The following is a 15861-nucleotide window of genomic DNA, read 5'->3' as shown; positions in this document are numbered from 1 at the left end:
CAGGTGCTATCTCCATCATCTGGCTATGCTTAGAGGCAACTTATGACCCACAGGGAGATGATAGATGAAAGCCTTTGACTGGCAGCGGATGGCGCTCGATAAAGTGCCGGTGGAGTTTCTTGCCGAGGTGGCGCTGCGTTGCCTCTACACCTTCGTTCTGGTCTTTATTTTCCTCAAAATCACCGGACGGCGTGGCGTGCGGCAGATGTCACTATTTGAGGTGCTGATAATTCTGACCCTCGGCTCGGCGGCAGGGGACGTGGCGTTTTATGACGATGTACCGCTACTGCCGGTGCTGGTGGTCTTCATCACCCTGGCGCTGTTGTATCGCGGTATCATGTGGCTGATGGGGCACAGCGAAAAGCTGGAGGATCTGCTGGAAGGCAAACCTATTGTGGTGGTCGAGGAGGGGCAGCTGGCATGGGAGAAGCTGCATGCGGAAAACATGACCGAATTCGAATTTTTCATGGAGCTGCGGGTCAACAGCGTCGAGCAGCTTGGCCAGGTCCGGCTGGCGATCCTCGAAACCAACGGGCAGATCAGCGTGTTTTATTATCCCGATGAAGAGGTCAGAGCGGGGTTGTCTATCCTGCCTACCCACTGTACCGCGCGTTACACCACCATTCCGCAGGAGGGGATCTATGCCTGCGTACGCTGCAGCATCGTGATGGCGATGCAGGCGGGAGAAAAGCGAATATGTCCGCGCTGCGCAAATGCAGAATGGTCGAAGGCCAGCCGGGCGAAACGGCTCACCTGACAGCAAATATGTCGGTTTTATTACGTCAAGCCGATAGATTCTGTTGTGTGACGGAGGCCGCGTTTTACCGTTGGCGAGTTTTAGCCATTGCGGACCGTGTCACTGAATGATAAAACCGATAGCCACAGGAATAACTTATGCCCGCGGCGGTTCGCGGGCAAAACAACATAGCAACGTGGTGAGGGGAAATGGCTCAGGTCTATAACTTTAGTTCGGGCCCGGCAATGCTGCCGGCGGAAGTACTCAAACTGGCTCAGCAAGAACTGTGCGACTGGCACGGTCTGGGTACGTCGGTCATGGAGATCAGTCACCGTGGTAAGGAGTTTATCCAGGTGGCAGAAGAGGCAGAACAGGACTTCCGCTCCCTGCTGAATATCCCTTCCAACTATAAAGTTTTGTTCTGCCACGGCGGCGGCCGCGGCCAGTTCGCGGGGATCCCGCTGAACATCCTCGGCGATAAAAACGTCGCTGACTATGTGGACGCCGGCTACTGGGCAGCCAGCGCGGTCAAAGAGGCGAAGAAATACTGCACGCCGAACGTTATCGACGCGAAAATCACCGTCGATGGCAAGCGGGCTGTTACGCCGATGAGCGAGTGGCAGCTGACGCCGGGCGCGGCCTATCTGCATTACTGCCCGAACGAAACCATTGACGGTATCGCGATTGATGATACGCCGAACTTTGGCGACGACGTCATCGTCGCGGCCGATTTCTCCTCCACCATTCTGTCCCGTGAAATTGACGTCAACCGCTACGGTGTGATTTATGCCGGCGCGCAGAAAAATATTGGCCCGGCAGGGCTGACGCTGGTTATCGTGCGTGAAGATCTGCTGGGTAAAGCCAGCGTGGCCTGTCCGTCGATCCTCGACTACACCGTGTTAAGCGAGAACGACTCAATGTTTAACACGCCGCCGACGTTCGCCTGGTATCTGGCTGGTCTGGTGTTTAAGTGGCTGAAACAGCAGGGCGGCGTCGCTGCGATGGATAAAATCAACCAGCAGAAAGCCGAACTGCTGTATGGCGTGATCGATAACAGCGGGTTCTACCGTAACGATGTGGCGCAAGCCAACCGTTCACGCATGAACGTGCCGTTCCAGCTGGCGGACAGCGCGCTGGACAAACTGTTCCTCGAAGAGTCGTTTGCCGCCGGGTTGCACGCGCTGAAGGGCCACCGCGTGGTGGGCGGCATGCGTGCCTCCATCTACAACGCGATGCCGCTGGACGGCGTGAAGGCGTTAACCGACTTTATGCTGGACTTCGAACGCCGCCACGGTTAATCGCCTGTTTCTTTCTTCCTCCCCGCGGCCAGTCTGCGGGGTTTTTATTCTGTTTGTTTGAGAGTGAAGTTTGATGGAATCCCTGACGTTACAACCCATCGCTCGCGTAGAGGGCACCGTGAACCTGCCAGGTTCGAAAAGCGTCTCCAACCGCGCGCTGCTGCTGGCCGCCCTGGCCCGCGGCACGACGGTGCTGACCAACCTGCTGGACAGCGACGATGTGCGCCATATGCTGAATGCCCTGAGTGCGCTGGGAGTTCATTACACCCTGTCTGCTGACCGCACCCGCTGCGAAGTGACTGGCAACGGTGGTCCGCTGCGCTCTACTGCGGCGCTGGAACTGTTCCTCGGCAACGCCGGTACCGCGATGCGCCCACTGGCTGCGGCCCTGTGCCTTGGCAGCAACGATATTGTGCTGACCGGCGAGCCGCGGATGAAAGAGCGCCCGATCGGCCATCTGGTGGATGCCCTGCGTCAGGGCGGAGCTCAGATCGACTATCTTGAGCAGGAAAATTATCCACCGCTGCGCCTGCGCGGCGGTTTTCAGGGGGGCAATGTCGAGGTTGACGGCAGCGTCTCCAGTCAGTTCCTGACCGCGCTGCTGATGACCGCGCCGCTGGCACCGCAGGATACCGTGATCGCCATTAAGGGCGATCTGGTGTCGAAACCCTACATCGACATTACACTGCACCTGATGAAAACCTTCGGTGTTGAGGTGGACAATCAGTCTTATCAGCGTTTTGTGGTGCGCGGCAAGCAACAGTATCAGTCACCAGGGGATTACCTGGTGGAAGGCGATGCTTCCTCGGCCTCGTATTTCCTCGCCGCTGGCGCCATTAAGGGCGGCACGGTAAAAGTCACCGGTATCGGCCGCGGCAGCGTACAGGGCGATATTCGTTTCGCCGACGTACTGGAAAAAATGGGCGCCACCGTGACCTGGGGCGACGATTTCATCGCCTGCACCCACGGCGAGCTCAAGGCTATCGATATGGATATGAACCATATCCCGGACGCGGCGATGACCATCGCCACCGCCGCGCTGTTCGCGCAAGGGACCACTACGCTGCGTAATATCTACAACTGGCGTGTCAAAGAGACGGACCGTCTGTTCGCCATGGCGACCGAGTTGCGTAAAGTGGGCGCCGAGGTGGAAGAGGGGGAAGATTATATTCGCATCACCCCGCCGGCGAAGTTGAAGTATGCTGAAATCGGCACCTATAACGACCACCGGATGGCGATGTGCTTCTCGCTGGTGGCGCTGTCCGATACGCCGGTGACCATCCTTGATCCCAAATGTACGGCCAAAACGTTCCCGGACTATTTTGAGCAATTGGCGCGGATCAGTACCCTCGCCTGAGTAAAACTTTGTCATCCCGCGGGCTGATGTCCTGTCAGCCCGCTATAATTGCGCAAAACTTCTGCTTTTCATTTCCTGTAGTCCGTAATTTACAAGCAATGCTCACTTTCCGGCGTATTGATGCGTATAATGCGCGGCGTTTATATTCCATGCGCCTTGCTGAAGGAGAAAAAGATGACGGCGAATATTCCGGTAATCACCATTGATGGGCCTGGCGGTGCGGGTAAAGGTACGTTGTGCAAGGCAATGGCGGAAGCGCTGGGCTGGCATCTGTTAGATTCAGGCGCGATCTACCGCGTTCTGGCGCTGGCGGCGCTGCATCATCATGTTGACGTAGAGTCCGAAGAGGCGCTGGTGCCCCTGGCGGCCCATCTTGACGTGCGCTTTATTTCTACTGACGGCACCCTGGAAGTGGTGCTGGAAGGGGAAGATGTCAGCGGCGAAATTCGCACTCAGGAGGTCGCCAATGCCGCCTCGAAAGTGGCCGCTTTCCCACGCGTTCGCGAAGCGCTGCTGCGCCGCCAGCGTGCTTTCCGTGAACTGCCCGGGCTCATCGCCGACGGGCGCGATATGGGCACGGTGGTTTTCCCGGACGCACCGGTCAAAATTTTCCTTGATGCCTCTGCCGATGAACGGGCGCATCGCCGTATGCGGCAGTTGCAGGAAAAGGGCTTTGATGTTAACTTTGAACGTCTTTTGTCCGAGATAAAAGAGCGTGACGATCGCGACAGAAATCGTGCCGTGGCGCCGCTTGTCCCGGCTGCCGATGCATTAGTTCTCGATTCAACAGAACTAAACATTGAGCAAGTGATTGAAAAAGCGCTACAATATGCGCGCGAAAAATTGGCCGTTGCGTAAGCCTTAGCCGGTAACGCGCCGAAGCCTCCGAATTATAGCAGTACCCCGCGGCAATGGATGGTCAGCGGGTATGTGAAACAACCCCATCCGGCACGGAGCCAGGTGGACGTTAATATTAACCTGAAGATTAAACATGACTGAATCTTTTGCTCAACTGTTTGAAGAATCCTTAAAAGAAATCGAAACCCGCCCGGGTTCCATCGTTCGTGGTGTTGTTGTTGCTATCGACAAAGACGTAGTACTGGTTGACGCCGGTCTGAAATCTGAGTCCGCCATCCCGGCTGAGCAGTTCAAAAACGCCCAGGGCGAGCTGGAAATCCAGGTTGGTGACGAAGTTGACGTTGCTCTGGATGCAGTAGAAGACGGCTTCGGTGAAACTCTGCTGTCCCGTGAGAAAGCTAAACGTCACGAAGCTTGGATCACGCTGGAAAAAGCTTACGAAGACGCTGAAACTGTTACCGGTGTTATCAACGGCAAAGTTAAAGGTGGCTTCACTGTTGAGCTGAACGGTATTCGTGCGTTCCTGCCGGGTTCCCTGGTAGACGTTCGTCCGGTGCGCGACACGCTGCACCTGGAAGGCAAAGAGCTTGAGTTCAAAGTCATCAAGCTGGACCAGAAGCGTAACAACGTTGTTGTTTCTCGTCGTGCCGTTATCGAATCCGAAAACAGCGCAGAGCGCGATCAGCTGCTGGAAAACCTGCAGGAAGGCATGGAAGTCAAAGGTATCGTTAAGAACCTCACTGACTACGGTGCATTCGTTGATCTGGGCGGCGTTGACGGCCTGCTGCACATCACCGATATGGCCTGGAAACGCGTTAAGCATCCGAGCGAAATCGTAAACGTTGGCGACGAAATCACTGTTAAAGTGCTGAAGTTCGACCGCGAGCGTACCCGTGTATCCCTGGGCCTGAAACAGCTGGGCGAAGATCCGTGGGTAGCTATCGCTAAACGTTATCCGGAAGGTACCAAACTTACCGGTCGCGTGACCAACCTGACCGACTACGGCTGCTTCGTTGAAATCGAAGAAGGCGTTGAAGGCCTGGTTCACGTTTCCGAAATGGATTGGACCAACAAAAACATCCACCCGTCCAAAGTTGTTAACGTTGGCGACGTAGTGGAAGTGATGGTTCTGGATATCGACGAAGAGCGTCGTCGTATCTCCCTGGGTCTGAAGCAGTGCAAATCTAACCCATGGCAGCAGTTCGCGGAAACCCACAACAAGGGCGACCGTGTTGAAGGTAAAATCAAGTCTATCACTGACTTCGGTATCTTCATCGGCCTGGACGGCGGCATCGACGGCCTGGTTCACCTGTCTGACATCTCCTGGAACGTTGCAGGCGAAGAAGCAGTTCGTGAATACAAGAAAGGCGACGAAATCGCAGCAGTTGTTCTGCAGGTTGACGCAGAGCGTGAGCGTATCTCCCTGGGCGTGAAACAGCTCGCGGAAGATCCGTTCAACAACTACGTTGCTCTGAACAAGAAAGGCGCTATCGTTGTTGGTAAAGTGACTGCAGTTGACGCTAAAGGCGCAACCGTAGAACTGGCTGACGGCGTAGAAGGTTACCTGCGTGCTTCTGAAGCATCCCGTGACCGCGTTGAAGACGCAACTCTGGTTCTGAGCGTTGGCGACGAAGTTGAAGCGAAATTCACCGGCGTGGATCGTAAGAACCGCGTAGTGAGCCTGTCTGTACGTGCGAAAGACGAAGCGGATGAAAAAGACGCTATCGCTACCGTGAACAAGCAGGAAGACGCGAACTTCTCCAACAACGCCATGGCTGAAGCGTTCAAAGCAGCGAAAGGCGAGTAATCTTTGTCATTCAGGTAATAACAACCTGAATAGTGACGAGTTTACTTGACAGATTGCAGGATTCGTCCTGTAATCAAGCACAAAGGGCGGCTACGGCCGCCCTTGTTTAAGCTGTTAGCTAATTTTTGCCTTGAAGGAAACCGGAGGAATAATGACCAAGTCAGAATTGATTGAAAGACTTGCCAGCCAGCAATCTCACATTCCGGCGAAAGCGGTGGAAGATGCTGTTAAAGAAATGCTGGAACATATGGCCTCAACGCTTGCTCAAGGTGAGCGCATTGAAATCCGCGGTTTCGGCAGCTTCTCTCTGCACTATCGAGCACCTCGCACCGGACGTAACCCGAAAACTGGTGATAAAGTCGAACTGGAAGGTAAGTACGTTCCGCACTTTAAGCCCGGGAAAGAATTACGTGACCGCGCCAATATTTATGAAGAGTAAGTTGCACGACGTGCAACCTGCCTGACGATAAAAAAAGCACCTTCGGGTGCTTTTTTTGTGCCCGCGATTTACCTCCTCCTTCGCAAAAAAACTGTGCCTGACTGCAACAGATGTGAATGTCTGGAACGCGCTGCGCAAGCCTGAACTCGGCGGCAGGACGCCCCCGTTGCTTTGCGTAACACTGCCTGCTCACAGGGAGGTGTTTATGCGTCTACCATGGCTTGCCGGATGCGCCATCATCGGTATGCTGCCGCTACTCTGGTTACCCGCCTTGCCGGGTCCGCGTATTTTGGCAGGCGCGTGCTTCATGGCGTTGCTGTTGACCCGCCTGCATGGAACAGCCATGGCTTGTGTGGCGATGACGCTTCTGCTGATGGTCTGGGGAGTATTGAGCGGACATCAGGCGCTGTGGCCTGCGCAGCACCTCTCCGGCGCCACCCGGCAGGCGGAAGTGATCCTCAGCGAGACGGATGGCCAGGCTCAGCACCGTGGTCAGATTGTGCGGCTGGCGGGTCGCTACCTGTTTCCCCCGGTTGGCGTGACGCTGTACGGTGAACTTGCACCTGCGCCCGCCTGTGCGGGTCAGCACTGGCTGATGACGCTGCGCCTGCGCCCGGTGCACGGGCAGCTCAATGATGGGGGCTTCGACAGCCAGCGTTATGCGCTGGCGCAGCACCGGCCGCTGAGCGGGGGAATTGTCGCGGCTTCCGCGCTGGATCCCCGCTGCAGCCTGCGCGCCCGCTATCTGGCGTCGCTGACCCGACGGCTGCAGACTTATCCCTGGCATCCGGTGATGCTGGGACTGGGGATGGGGGAGCGGCTGGCCCTGCCGACGGCGATTAAAGTCCTGATGCAGAACACGGGCACCTCTCATCTGATGGCCATCTCCGGTCTCCATATTGCCCTCGCAGCTTCCCTTATCGTGCTCCTGCTGCGCGGCGTGCAGTATATTCTCCCGGGCCGCTGGATCGGCTGGCGGTTGCCGCTGCTGGCCGGGCTGGCCGGCGCCGTCGGTTACGGCTGGCTGACCGGCATGCAGCCGCCGGCGCTGCGGACTTGCGTAGGGTTGGGCGTGTGCTGCGCCTTACGCTTGTCGGGGCAGCGCTGGACGGCGTGGCAGGTGTGGCTCTGCTGTCTGGGGGCGATACTCGTTGCCGACCCGCTGGCGGTGCTGTCGCAAAGCTTGTGGCTATCCGCCTTCGCCGTGGCGGGGCTGATCTTCTGGTTTCAGTGGGTACCGCTTCCTGTCGGCCGCTGGCGCTGGCCGTGGAAAGCACTGTTCGCCCTCGTTCATTTGCAGGCTGGCGTGACGCTGCTGCTGGCGCCGCTCCAGCTCCTGCTTTTCCATGGAGTTAGCCTGACGTCCATGGCCGCCAATTTGCTGGCGGTACCCCTGGTGACCCTGCTGGCGGTGCCGCTTATTCTCGGCGCGATGCTGCTGCATCTCACGGGTCCGGGGATGGTGGAGTCGCTGCTCTGGCTGGCGGCCGATCGCGTGCTGGCGCTGCTGTTCTGGGGATTACGACATTTACCGGACGGCTGGCTGCCTCTTGACGCCCGCTGGCTCTGGTTCAGTAGCCTGCCGTGGCTGCTGGTGATGGGCTGGCGTTTTCAGAGCTGGCGGCATTTCCCGGCCCTGTGTCTGAGTGTACTGCTTTTGCTGATGCGGCCCTTCTGGAGGCAAATTCCCGCAGACGAATGGCGGGTGACGATGCTGGATGTCGGGCAGGGGCTGGCGATGGTGATCGAGCGTCACGGCAAGGCGCTCCTGTATGATACCGGGCCTGCATGGCCGCAGGGCGACAGCGGTCAGCAGGTGATTATCCCGTGGCTGCGCTGGCATCATCTGCAGCTGCAGGGCATTGTGCTAAGCCACGAACATCTCGATCATCGCGGCGGCCTTGATTCAGTGCTGCAGGCATGGCCGCAGGCGTGGGTGCGCAGCCCTTTACGCTGGGCGCGTCATCTGCCGTGTCATCGCGGCGAGCGCTGGCAATGGCAGGGACTCAATTTCCAGGCCCTGTGGCCGCTGCCGGGCAGCACGGCAAAGGGTAATAATCACTCCTGCGTGGTGAAGGTGGATGATGGTCGCTCCAGCATCCTGCTCACCGGCGATATAGAACGTCAGGCAGAGCAGGCGATGATCAGCCGTTACTGGCAGCATCTGACGTCTACACTTATCCAGGTTCCGCACCACGGTAGCAACACCTCGTCCAGCGAGCTGCTGGTCCGCCGGGTAGATGGCGCGGCCGCGCTGGCTTCTGCTTCGCGCTACAATGCATGGCGGATGCCTTCGCACAAGGTGGTTCAGCGCTACCGCCAGCAGGGGTATCGCTGGTTAGCCACGCCGCAGCAGGGACAGATAACGGTGGTTTTTTCCGCAGAAGGGTGGCAAATCCACAGCTTACGGGATCAAGTTTTACCTCGTTGGTATCATCAGTGGTTTGGCGCGCCCGCCGATAACGGGTAGAATATGCGGCTATTTCAACACAAGCTGGTTTATTGAATGCAGAACGATAAAGATCTCTCCACGTGGCAGACCTTCCGCCGACTTTGGCCGATTATCGCGCCGTTTAAAACCGGGCTAATCGTGGCGGCGGTGGCGTTAGTGCTTAACGCGGGCAGTGACACCTTCATGTTATCGCTTCTTAAACCGTTATTGGATGATGGTTTTGGTAAAACGGATCGCTCAGTGCTGCTATGGATGCCGCTGGTGGTTATCGGGCTGATGGTGCTGCGTGGGATCACCAGCTACATCTCGAGCTATTGTATCTCCTGGGTTTCCGGCAAAGTCGTGATGACCATGCGTCGTCGCCTGTTCGGCCACATGATGGGCATGCCGGTGTCCTTCTTTGACAAACAGTCTACCGGGACGCTGCTGTCGCGCATTACCTATGATTCTGAGCAGGTCGCCTCATCTTCCTCCAGCGCGCTGATCACCGTTGTCCGCGAAGGGGCATCGATTATCGGCCTGTTCGTGATGATGTTCTATTACAGCTGGCAGCTGTCGCTTATCCTGATCGTACTGGCGCCGATTGTGTCGGTAGCAATCCGCGTGGTCTCCAAGCGTTTTCGCAATATCAGTAAGAATATGCAGAACACAATGGGGCAGGTCACCACCAGCGCTGAGCAGATGCTGAAAGGGCACAAAGAGGTGCTGATGTTTGGTGGCCAGGAAGTGGAAACCAAACGTTTTGATAAGGTCAGCAATAAAATGCGCCTGCAGGGGATGAAGATGGTGTCAGCCTCGTCTATCTCTGACCCGATCATTCAGCTTATCGCATCGCTGGCGCTGGCCTTTGTCCTGTATGCCGCCAGCTTCCCGAGCGTGATGGACACCCTGACCGCCGGGACCATTACCGTGGTCTTCTCCTCGATGATTGCGCTGATGCGCCCGCTGAAGTCGCTGACCAACGTCAATGCCCAGTTCCAGCGTGGGATGGCCGCGTGCCAGACGCTGTTTGCGATCCTCGATTCCGAGCAGGAGAAAGACGAAGGTACGCGGGTCATTGAGCGGGCGAAAGGCAATCTCAAGTTTGAAAACGTCACATTCACCTATCCGGGGCGCGAAGTGGCCGCGCTGCGCAATATCAATCTCGATATCCCGGAAGGGAAAACGGTCGCGCTGGTGGGGCGCTCCGGGTCGGGTAAATCGACCATCGCCAGCCTGATCACCCGCTTCTACGATGTTGACGACGGCCAGATCCTGCTGGATGGTCACGACCTGCGCGAGTACAAGCTGAGCTCGCTGCGCGACCAGGTGGCGCTGGTGTCACAGAACGTGCATCTGTTCAACGATACCGTCGCCAACAACATTGCCTATGCGCGTACCGAAGAGTACAGCCGCGAGCAGATTGAAGAGGCCGCGCGAATGGCCTACGCCATGGATTTCATCAACAAGATGGACAATGGTCTGGATACTATCATCGGCGAGAATGGCGTAATGCTGTCCGGTGGTCAGCGCCAGCGTATTGCTATCGCCCGTGCGCTGCTGCGTAACAGCCCGATTCTGATCCTTGATGAAGCTACCTCGGCGCTGGATACCGAGTCCGAGCGTGCCATTCAGGCGGCGCTGGATGAGCTGCAAAAGAACCGCACCTCGCTGGTTATCGCCCACCGTCTGTCGACCATTGAACAGGCTGATGAAATCGTGGTGGTTGAAGACGGGCGGATTGTGGAGCGCGGAACTCACCACGATCTGCTGGAGCATAAAGGCGTGTACGCCCAGCTGCATAAGATGCAATTCGGCGAATGATCGCGCGCATCTGGTCCGGGGAATCGCCGCTGTGGCGCCTGCTGCTGCCGCTCTCCTGGCTGTATGGCCTGGTGAGCGCGGTGATTCGCCTCAGCTATCAGCTGGGGTGGCAAAAAGCCTGGCGCGCGCCGGTGCCGGTGGTGGTGGTCGGTAATCTCACGGCCGGCGGCAATGGTAAAACCCCGGTGGTGATCTGGCTGGTGGAGCAACTGCAGCAGCGCGGTATTCGCGTGGGGGTGGTCTCTCGCGGCTACGGCGGTAAAGCCGACCGCTACCCGCTGGTATTAACTGACCGGACCAGTACGGCGCAGGCGGGTGATGAGCCGGTGTTAATTCATCAGCGCACTGGCGCGCCGGTGGCGGTTTCTCCGCTGCGCAGCGACGCGGTGAAAGCGCTGCTCAGCGCGCACGATCTGCAGATTATCGTGACCGACGACGGGTTGCAGCACTATAAGCTCGCGCGGGACAGAGAAATTGTCGTCATCGACGGTGTGCGTCGCTTTGGCAACGGCTGGTGGTTGCCTGCCGGGCCGATGCGCGAGCGGGCCTCGCGCTTGCAAAGCGTTGACGCGGTTATCGTTAACGGCGGTGTGGCGCGTCCGGGGGAGATCCCGATGCAGCTGCGTCCCGGAAGGGCGGTTAACCTGCTCACCGGCGAACGTCGCGATGTCTCCACCTTCACGAACGTGGTGGCGATGGCCGGCATCGGCCATCCGCCGCGCTTTTTCGCCACCCTCGAAAGCTGCGGTATCCAGCCGGTCAAAACCGTGGCACTGGCGGACCATCAGGCGTTGAGCCAGTCCGATGTCGCCGCCCTGGCGACCGCCGATCAGACGCTGCTGATGACCGAGAAAGATGCCGTGAAATGTCGCGATTTCGCCGCCGCGAACTGGTGGTATTTACCGGTCGACGCCATAATGGCCGATGAACGTGCACAGCGGTTGCTTGCGGACCTGGCGACGTTGGCGCAACGTTAACCATCGCGCCGGCTTTGCTCGCCGCTGTGCTGGAATTCCTGACGGAGAACCTGCATGTCGGTATTGCAATTTTCGCTTAACGAGGCGCGCCACCTCCATCTCGCGGCGCAGGGGTTGTTAAAAAAGCCCCGGCGTCGCGCTCGCCAGAATGACATCCTTTCCACCATCCAGCAGATGTCGCTGCTGCAAATCGATACCATCAACGTGGTGGCCCGTAGTCCCTACCTGGTGCTGTTCAGCCGCCTCGGCAGCTATCCGCAACACTGGCTGGATGAGTCGTTGCGCAGCGGCGAGCTGATAGAATACTGGGCGCATGAAGCCTGCTTTCTGCCGCGCAGCGATTTCGCCCTGGTGCGCCATCGCATGTTGAATCCCGACAATATGGGCTGGAAATATCATCGAGCGTGGATGCACGAGCATGCCGGGAGTATTGCAGAGCTGCTGGCGCACATCGGGCAAAATGGCCCGGTCCGCTCGGCGGATTTTTCCCACCCACGCAAAGGCGCCAGCGGCTGGTGGGAATGGAAACCGCATAAACGCCATCTGGAAGGGCTGTTTACCGCCGGCGAAGTGATGGTGGTGGAACGGCGCAATTTTCACCGCGTGTATGATTTAACCCAGCGGGTGATGCCTGACTGGGACGACGAACGTGACGCGCTTTCCCGCGACGCGGCTGAAGCCATTATGCTGCGCAACAGCGCCCGCAGCCTCGGTATCTTTCGCCCCCAGTGGCTGGCTGATTACTATCGCTTGCGCCAGCCGTCGCTACCGGGTCTGCTGGCTGCCTGGCAGGAAGAGGGCCTGGTGGTGCCGGTTAACGTGGAAGCACTCGGCGAGATGTGGTTGCATCGCGACGCGCTGGCGCAGCTTGAGTCAGCGCCTGGCGGTAAGCTGATCGCCAGCCATAGCGCCGTGCTTTCTCCTTTTGACCCAGTGGTCTGGGATCGGAAACGCGCTGAGCAACTCTTCAACTTCAGCTATCGCCTGGAGTGCTATACCCCGGCACCGAAGCGGCAGTATGGCTACTTCGTACTGCCCCTGCTGCACCAGGGCAAGCTGGTTGGGCGGATGGACAGTAAAATACATCGCAAAAGCCAGGAGCTGGAGATCTTCTCCCTGTGGCTGGAGGAGGGGGTGAAGATCACCCGTGGCCTTGAGCAGGGGCTGCGCCGGGCGATTAATGACTTCGCGCGCTGGCAATCGGCGGAACGGATCTTGTGCCGGCGCCTGCCGGAAGGGCTGTTTGTCGGTCATGAGCAGGGGTGGGAAATCGACGCCGATTGATCCCGGCGCCGACCTTCCTGTGATATGCTGCTGAGAAATCTATCCGGTCCATCAGGAGGAAACATGGATCACCGTTTACTTGAAATCATCGCCTGCCCGGTCTGTAACGGTAAGCTGTATTACAGTCAGGATAAGCAAGAACTTATTTGCAAACTTGATAGTCTGGCGTTTCCGCTGCGCGATGGTATCCCTGTGCTGCTGGAGACAGAGGCGCGTCCGCTGGCAGTAGAAGAGAGTCACTCATGAGTTTCGTGGTTATTATTCCTGCGCGTTTCGCCTCCACGCGCCTGCCGGGAAAACCACTGCAGGACATTAATGGCAAGCCGATGATTGTTCATGTGCTGGAGCGCGCGCGCGAGTCCGGGGCGGATCGGATCATTGTCGCCACCGATCATCCGGACGTGGCCAGCGCCGTTGAAGCGGCGGGTGGTGAAGTGTGCATGACCCGCGCCGATCACCAGTCCGGCACCGAACGGCTGGCGGAAGTGGTGGAGAAGTGCGCATTCAGCGATGACACTATCATCGTCAATATTCAGGGCGATGAGCCGATGATCCCCCCGGCAATCGTCCGCCAGGTGGCCGAAAATCTGGCGTCCAGCGCCTGCGGAATGGCGACGCTGGCGGTGCCGATCCACGACGCGGAAGAGGCGTTTAATCCGAATGCGGTCAAAGTGGTGATGGATGCCCAGGGCTATGCGCTCTATTTTTCACGCGCCACCATTCCGTGGGATCGCGATCGCTTTGCCCACTCCCGGGACGCTATCGGTGATTCCCTGCTGCGTCATATCGGCATTTATGGCTACCGCGCCGGCTTTATTCGCCGCTATGTCAGCTGGGCGCCGAGCCCGCTGGAGCAGATTGAAATGCTCGAGCAGCTGCGGGTCCTGTGGTATGGCGAGAAAATCCATGTTGCCGTAGCAGCAGAAGTACCAGGCACCGGCGTCGATACCCCGGAAGATCTGGAGCGCGTCCGCGCTGAGCTGCGTTAACCCCCTGTCCCCTCCTTACAGGGGGGGATATCCCCGCCGGTTTTTCGCTTTTTTTGCCCCTTTTTGATCTTATTCGATGACAACCCTGGTGCGGGCGCTCATTATGAAACCAGTAGTGTTCATAGGGGTAATCGACAATGGAACAGTTGCGAACCGAACTCAGTCACCTGCTTGGCGAAAAGTTGAGCCGGGTGGAGTGTATCAGTGAAAAAGCCGCTACGGCGCTGTGGTCCCTGTATGATGCGCAGGGAAACCCGATGCCGCTGCTGGCGCGCAGTTTCACCACGCCCGGTGTGGCGCGGCAACTGGCATGGAAGATCTCCACTCTCGCGCGCAGTGGTACAGTGCGCATGCCGGTGGTTTACGGCGTGATGACGCATGAAGAGCATCCTGGGCCGGATGTGCTGCTGCTTGAGCGCCTGCGCGGTGTTCCGGTGGAGGCCCCCACGCGTACGCCGGCCCGCTGGGAGCAACTGCAGGAGCAAATCGTCGAGGCGCTGCTCGCCTGGCATCGTCAGGACAGCGGCGGTTGCGTAGGGATGGTCGACAATACCCAGGACAATCTGTGGTCGAACTGGTACCGCCAGCGGGTAGAGATGCTATGGAGCACTCTGAACCTGTATCAGGATACCGGTCTCACGATGCAGGATAAGCGCATTTTGTTTCGCTCCCGCGAGTGCCTTCCGGAGCTGTTCCGCGATTTCAATGACAATGCCGTGCTGGTACACGGCAATTTTACCCTGCGCAGTATGCTGAAAGACCCACGCAGCGATCAGCTGCTGGCGATGGTGGGGCCGGGGATGATGCTATGGGCGCCACGCGAGTATGAACTGTTCCGCCTTGCAGAAGGCGGTCAGGCCGAGCAGCTGCTGTGGCGCTACCTGCAGCAGGCGCCGGTTTCAGAGGCCTTTGTCTGGCGGCGCTGGCTCTATCTGCTGTGGGATGAGGTGGATAGCCTGGTCAATACCGGGCGCTTTGATCGCACCCGTTTCGACCTCGCAAAAAAATCACTCCTGCCCTGGCTCGCCTGAGCTACCTTTCAGCCATTGCCAGACGCGACCGAGGGTTTCATAGCCGACCCGGTCGCTGTGCATCAGCCATACCGGGGAGGGGATGGCTCGCTCCCACGGATTAAGCGGCGAGGTCACCGCTAACTGATTTGCTGGCGCGGGCAGGGGATCCAGACCGGCATGACGAAAGAAAATCATCGCCCGTGGCAGGTGTGACGCCGAAGTGACCAGCAGGAAGGGGGCATCGCCGATGGCGTGCTTCACCGCCTGCGCTTCCTCTTCCGTATCTTTCGGTCGATCGAGCACAATGATATCGCTGCGCGGTACGCCGAGGCTCTCGGCCACTCTCGCCCCAGCTTCTGCCGTGCTGACGGGATTCGTTTTTGCCGCCGCGCCGGTGAAGATCATTTTCGACCCGGGATGCTCATGCCAAAGGCGGATACCCTCCGTCAGGCGCGGCAGGCTGTTATTGATAAGATTAGAGCTTGGTGCCCACTCTGGATTCCAGGTATAGCCGCCGCCCAACACCACCACGTAGCTCACCGGCTGCTCGCCGCGCCAGGTGGGGTAGCTATCTTCAATCGGTTTCAACAGGCTGTCGGCCACGGGCTGCAGGCTCAGCAGCGCCAGCAGCAACCAGCCGAGGCTCACGCATAGCTTTCCGGTACGTTGAAAGCGGCTGAACCATAACAGCGCGATCCCGATCCCGATCAGCAACAGCAGGGCGGGAAGCGGCAACAGCAGACCGCCGACGATCTTTTTTAGCGTGAAAAGCATGCCAGATGGTTCCTTTTTTAACCATATAACCAAAGTTATGTTCGGATCTTATAACAGATCGCTTCATTCTCGGC

Annotated in this window: 14 protein-coding genes; 13 read left to right on the top strand and 1 reads right to left on the bottom strand. The window is 58.2% G+C overall.

What is annotated here, in order from left to right; all coding sequences use genetic code 11:
* The first annotated feature begins 64 nt into the window (after positions 1-64).
* The 13 genes from CWM57_RS12805 (at position 65) to CWM57_RS12745 (ending at position 15031) form a co-directional block, all read left to right on the top strand.
* On the top strand, positions 65-757 hold the full coding sequence (locus tag CWM57_RS12805) for a DUF421 domain-containing protein (protein WP_061155183.1): 693 nt from the start codon (positions 65-67) through the stop codon (positions 755-757).
* 188 nt (positions 758-945) lie between these two features.
* Complete coding sequence (serC, locus tag CWM57_RS12800; protein ID WP_100631473.1) at positions 946-2034, top strand: 3-phosphoserine/phosphohydroxythreonine transaminase; 1089 nt, start codon at positions 946-948, stop codon at positions 2032-2034.
* A 73-nt stretch (positions 2035-2107) separates the two neighbouring features.
* The gene (gene aroA, locus CWM57_RS12795) at positions 2108-3391 is read left to right on the top strand and encodes a 3-phosphoshikimate 1-carboxyvinyltransferase (protein ID WP_074386418.1); all 1284 of its coding nucleotides are present in this window, start codon (positions 2108-2110) and stop codon (positions 3389-3391) included.
* A 174-nt stretch (positions 3392-3565) separates the two neighbouring features.
* A complete protein-coding gene (gene cmk, locus CWM57_RS12790; protein WP_012542319.1) occupies positions 3566-4249 on the top strand; it encodes a (d)CMP kinase in 684 nt (227 codons plus the stop codon).
* A gap of 133 nt (positions 4250-4382) precedes the next feature.
* The gene (gene rpsA / locus CWM57_RS12785) at positions 4383-6056 is read left to right on the top strand and encodes a 30S ribosomal protein S1 (protein WP_061155180.1); all 1674 of its coding nucleotides are present in this window, start codon (positions 4383-4385) and stop codon (positions 6054-6056) included.
* 151 nt (positions 6057-6207) lie between these two features.
* On the top strand, positions 6208-6495 hold the full coding sequence (ihfB, locus tag CWM57_RS12780; RefSeq protein WP_004100704.1) for an integration host factor subunit beta: 288 nt from the start codon (positions 6208-6210) through the stop codon (positions 6493-6495).
* Positions 6496-6700: 205 nt separating this feature from the next.
* On the top strand, positions 6701-8965 hold the full coding sequence (locus CWM57_RS12775; RefSeq protein ID WP_100676006.1) for a ComEC family protein: 2265 nt from the start codon (positions 6701-6703) through the stop codon (positions 8963-8965).
* Positions 8966-9001: 36 nt separating this feature from the next.
* Positions 9002-10750 carry a lipid A ABC transporter ATP-binding protein/permease MsbA gene (gene msbA / locus CWM57_RS12770; protein ID WP_061155178.1) on the top strand — a complete coding sequence of 583 codons (1749 nt, stop codon included), beginning with the start codon at positions 9002-9004 and terminating at the stop codon, positions 10748-10750.
* A complete protein-coding gene (gene lpxK / locus CWM57_RS12765) occupies positions 10747-11727 on the top strand; it encodes a tetraacyldisaccharide 4'-kinase (protein WP_100676005.1) in 981 nt (326 codons plus the stop codon). The genes msbA and lpxK overlap by 4 nt, the downstream gene beginning before the upstream one ends.
* A gap of 54 nt (positions 11728-11781) precedes the next feature.
* Positions 11782-13011: a winged helix-turn-helix domain-containing protein gene (locus CWM57_RS12760; protein ID WP_100676004.1), complete on the top strand. Its 1230-nt coding sequence runs from the start codon at positions 11782-11784 to the stop codon at positions 13009-13011.
* 63 nt (positions 13012-13074) lie between these two features.
* On the top strand, positions 13075-13257 hold the full coding sequence (gene ycaR, locus CWM57_RS12755; RefSeq protein ID WP_004201390.1) for a protein YcaR: 183 nt from the start codon (positions 13075-13077) through the stop codon (positions 13255-13257).
* The gene (kdsB, locus tag CWM57_RS12750; protein ID WP_100631478.1) at positions 13254-14000 is read left to right on the top strand and encodes a 3-deoxy-manno-octulosonate cytidylyltransferase; all 747 of its coding nucleotides are present in this window, start codon (positions 13254-13256) and stop codon (positions 13998-14000) included. Before ycaR ends, kdsB begins: the two co-directional genes overlap by 4 nt.
* 137 nt (positions 14001-14137) lie before the next feature.
* Positions 14138-15031: a YcbJ family phosphotransferase gene (locus tag CWM57_RS12745; protein WP_100631479.1), complete on the top strand. Its 894-nt coding sequence runs from the start codon at positions 14138-14140 to the stop codon at positions 15029-15031.
* Here the strand turns inward: CWM57_RS12745 and elyC are convergent.
* Entirely contained in the window at positions 15008-15787 is a 780-nt protein-coding gene (elyC, locus tag CWM57_RS12740) for an envelope biogenesis factor ElyC (RefSeq protein ID WP_100631480.1), read from the bottom strand. The genes CWM57_RS12745 and elyC overlap by 24 nt on opposite strands.
* Between the last annotated feature and the right edge of the window lie 74 nt (positions 15788-15861).

It is taken from the genome of Klebsiella sp. G-Nf4 (assembly GCF_002810615.1).
Lineage (GTDB): Bacteria > Pseudomonadota > Gammaproteobacteria > Enterobacterales > Enterobacteriaceae > Klebsiella > Klebsiella variicola.
The sequence above is the reverse complement of the archived record's forward strand: the minus strand, read 5'-3'. Positions and strand labels throughout refer to the sequence as shown.

Coding starts and splice junctions, on each gene's coding strand:
- cmk (WP_012542319.1), top strand. CDS start 3,566: ATGACGGCGAATATTCCGGTAATCACCATTGATGGGCCTGGCGGTGCG.
- ihfB (WP_004100704.1), top strand. CDS start 6,208: ATGACCAAGTCAGAATTGATTGAAAGACTTGCCAGCCAGCAATCTCAC.
- ycaR (WP_004201390.1), top strand. CDS start 13,075: ATGGATCACCGTTTACTTGAAATCATCGCCTGCCCGGTCTGTAACGGT.
- aroA (WP_074386418.1), top strand. CDS start 2,108: ATGGAATCCCTGACGTTACAACCCATCGCTCGCGTAGAGGGCACCGTG.
- CWM57_RS12760 (WP_100676004.1), top strand. CDS start 11,782: ATGTCGGTATTGCAATTTTCGCTTAACGAGGCGCGCCACCTCCATCTC.
- elyC (WP_100631480.1), bottom strand. CDS start 15,787: ATGCTTTTCACGCTAAAAAAGATCGTCGGCGGTCTGCTGTTGCCGCTT.
- msbA (WP_061155178.1), top strand. CDS start 9,002: ATGCAGAACGATAAAGATCTCTCCACGTGGCAGACCTTCCGCCGACTT.
- CWM57_RS12775 (WP_100676006.1), top strand. CDS start 6,701: ATGCGTCTACCATGGCTTGCCGGATGCGCCATCATCGGTATGCTGCCG.
- lpxK (WP_100676005.1), top strand. CDS start 10,747: ATGATCGCGCGCATCTGGTCCGGGGAATCGCCGCTGTGGCGCCTGCTG.
- CWM57_RS12805 (WP_061155183.1), top strand. CDS start 65: ATGAAAGCCTTTGACTGGCAGCGGATGGCGCTCGATAAAGTGCCGGTG.
- CWM57_RS12745 (WP_100631479.1), top strand. CDS start 14,138: ATGGAACAGTTGCGAACCGAACTCAGTCACCTGCTTGGCGAAAAGTTG.
- kdsB (WP_100631478.1), top strand. CDS start 13,254: ATGAGTTTCGTGGTTATTATTCCTGCGCGTTTCGCCTCCACGCGCCTG.
- rpsA (WP_061155180.1), top strand. CDS start 4,383: ATGACTGAATCTTTTGCTCAACTGTTTGAAGAATCCTTAAAAGAAATC.
- serC (WP_100631473.1), top strand. CDS start 946: ATGGCTCAGGTCTATAACTTTAGTTCGGGCCCGGCAATGCTGCCGGCG.